The sequence below is a fragment of the Duganella sp. GW822-FHT06D06 genome (assembly GCF_058799615.1).
Genome location: NZ_JBXALQ010000054.1, coordinates 1 through 2,563, shown reverse-complemented (window position 1 = coordinate 2,563; position 2,563 = coordinate 1). Strand labels below are relative to the sequence as shown.

Sequence of the window (2,563 nt, the reverse complement as noted above, 5' to 3'; positions counted from 1 at the left end):
AACCTGCTAAGGTTATAGGGACAAGCCGTACGGGCAATTAGTATCAGTTAGCTTAATGCATTACTGCACTTCCACACCTGACCTATCAACGTCCTGGTCTCGAACGACCCTTCAAAGAGCTCAAGGCTCTGGGAAATCTCATCTTAAGGCAAGTTTCCCGCTTAGATGCTTTCAGCGGTTATCTCTTCCAGACTTAGCTACCCGGCAATGCCACTGGCGTGACAACCGGTACACCAGAGGTCTGTCCACTCCGGTCCTCTCGTACTAGGAGCAGCCCCCTTCAAATTTCCAACGCCCACGGCAGATAGGGACCAAACTGTCTCACGACGTTTTAAACCCAGCTCACGTACCACTTTAAATGGCGAACAGCCATACCCTTGGGACCGGCTACAGCCCCAGGATGTGATGAGCCGACATCGAGGTGCCAAACTCCCCCGTCGATATGAACTCTTGGGAGGAATCAGCCTGTTATCCCCAGAGTACCTTTTATCCGTTGAGCGATGGCCCTTCCATACAGAACCACCGGATCACTATGTCCTACTTTCGTACCTGCTCGACTTGTCAGTCTCGCAGTTAAGCACGCTTATGCCATTGCACTATCGTCACGATGTCCGACCGTAACTAGCGTACCTTCGAACTCCTCCGTTACACTTTAGGAGGAGACCGCCCCAGTCAAACTGCCTACCATGCACTGTCCCCGACCCGGATAACGGGCCAAGGTTAGAACCTCAAATGAACCAGGGTGGTATTTCAAGGTTGGCTCCACGATGACTGGCGTCACCGCTTCAAAGCCTCCCACCTATCCTACACAGATTGATTCAAAGTCCAATGCAAAGCTACAGTAAAGGTTCATGGGGTCTTTCCGTCTAGCCGCGGGTAGATTGCATCATCACAAACACTTCAACTTCGCTGAGTCTCGGGAGGAGACAGTGTGGCCATCGTTACGCCATTCGTGCAGGTCGGAACTTACCCGACAAGGAATTTCGCTACCTTAGGACCGTTATAGTTACGGCCGCCGTTTACTGGGACTTCAATCAAGAGCTTGCACCCCATCATTTAATCTTCCAGCACCGGGCAGGCGTCACACCCTATACGTCCACTTTCGTGTTTGCAGAGTGCTGTGTTTTTATTAAACAGTCGCAGCCACCAGTTTATTGCAACCCGTTCACCCTACTGAAGTAAATCAGCCAAGCTACAAGGGCGTACCTTTTCCCGAAGTTACGGTACCAATTTGCCGAGTTCCTTCTCCCGAGTTCTCTCAAGCGCCTTAGAATACTCATCTCGCCCACCTGTGTCGGTTTGCGGTACGGTCTCGTATGACTGAAGCTTAGAGGCTTTTCTTGGAACCACTTCCGATTGCTTCAGCACCTAAGTGCCTCGTCCCAGTCCCTTGAATCCTGCGCCCGGATTTGCCTAAGCGCCTTCTATGAACCAGAAACCAACTATTCCAACAGTTGGACAACCTTCCGCGATCCGTCCCCCCATCGCATCATACGACGGTGCAGGAATATTAACCTGCTTCCCATCAGCTACGCATCTCTGCCTCGCCTTAGGGGCCGACTCACCCTGCTCCGATGAACGTTGAACAGGAAACCTTGGGCTTACGGCGTGGGGGCTTTTCACCCCCATTATCGCTACTCATGTCAGCATTCGCACTTCTGATACCTCCAGCATCCTTTACAAGACACCTTCGCAGGCTTACAGAACGCTCTCCTACCATATGCTTACGCATATCCGCAGCTTCGGTGACTGGCTTAGCCCCGTTACATCTTCCGCGCAGGACGACTCGATCAGTGAGCTATTACGCTTTCTTTAAATGATGGCTGCTTCTAAGCCAACATCCTGACTGTTTTAGCCTTCCCACTTCGTTTTCCACTTAGCCAATCTTTGGGACCTTAGCTGGCGGTCTGGGTTGTTTCCCTCTTGACGCCGGACGTTAGCACCCGACGTCTGTCTCCCAAGCTCGCACTCATCGGTATTCGGAGTTTGCAATGGTTTGGTAAGTCGCGATGACCCCCTAGCCATAACAGTGCTCTACCCCCGATGGTGATACTTGAGGCACTACCTAAATAGTTTTCGGAGAGAACCAGCTATTTCCAAGTTTGTTTAGCCTTTCACCCCTACCCACAGCTCATCCCCTAATTTTTCAACATTAGTGGGTTCGGACCTCCAGTGCGTGTTACCGCACCTTCATCCTGGCCATGAGTAGATCACTTGGTTTCGGGTCTACACCCAGCGACTATCGCCCTATTCGGACTCGATTTCTCTACGGCTTCCCTATATGGTTAACCTTGCCACTGAATGTAAGTCGCTGACCCATTATACAAAAGGTACGCAGTCACGGAACAAGTCCGCTCCTACTGTTTGTATGCACACGGTTTCAGGATCTATTTCACTCCCCTCCCGGGGTTCTTTTCGCCTTTCCCTCACGGTACTGGTTCACTATCGGTCGATTACGAGTATTTAGCCTTGGAGGATGGTCCCCCCATATTCAGACAGGATTTCTCGTGTCCCGCCCTACTTGTCGCACGCTTAGTTCCACACATCGCATTTCGAATACGGG

At 51.4% G+C, this 2,563-nt stretch carries 1 rRNA gene; it reads right to left on the bottom strand.

From position 1 onward, the window contains the following. Positions 1-16 precede the first annotated feature (16 nt). Positions 17-2,563: ribosomal RNA gene (locus tag AC1RMD_RS31135) — 23S ribosomal RNA — on the bottom strand; the annotation flags it as partial.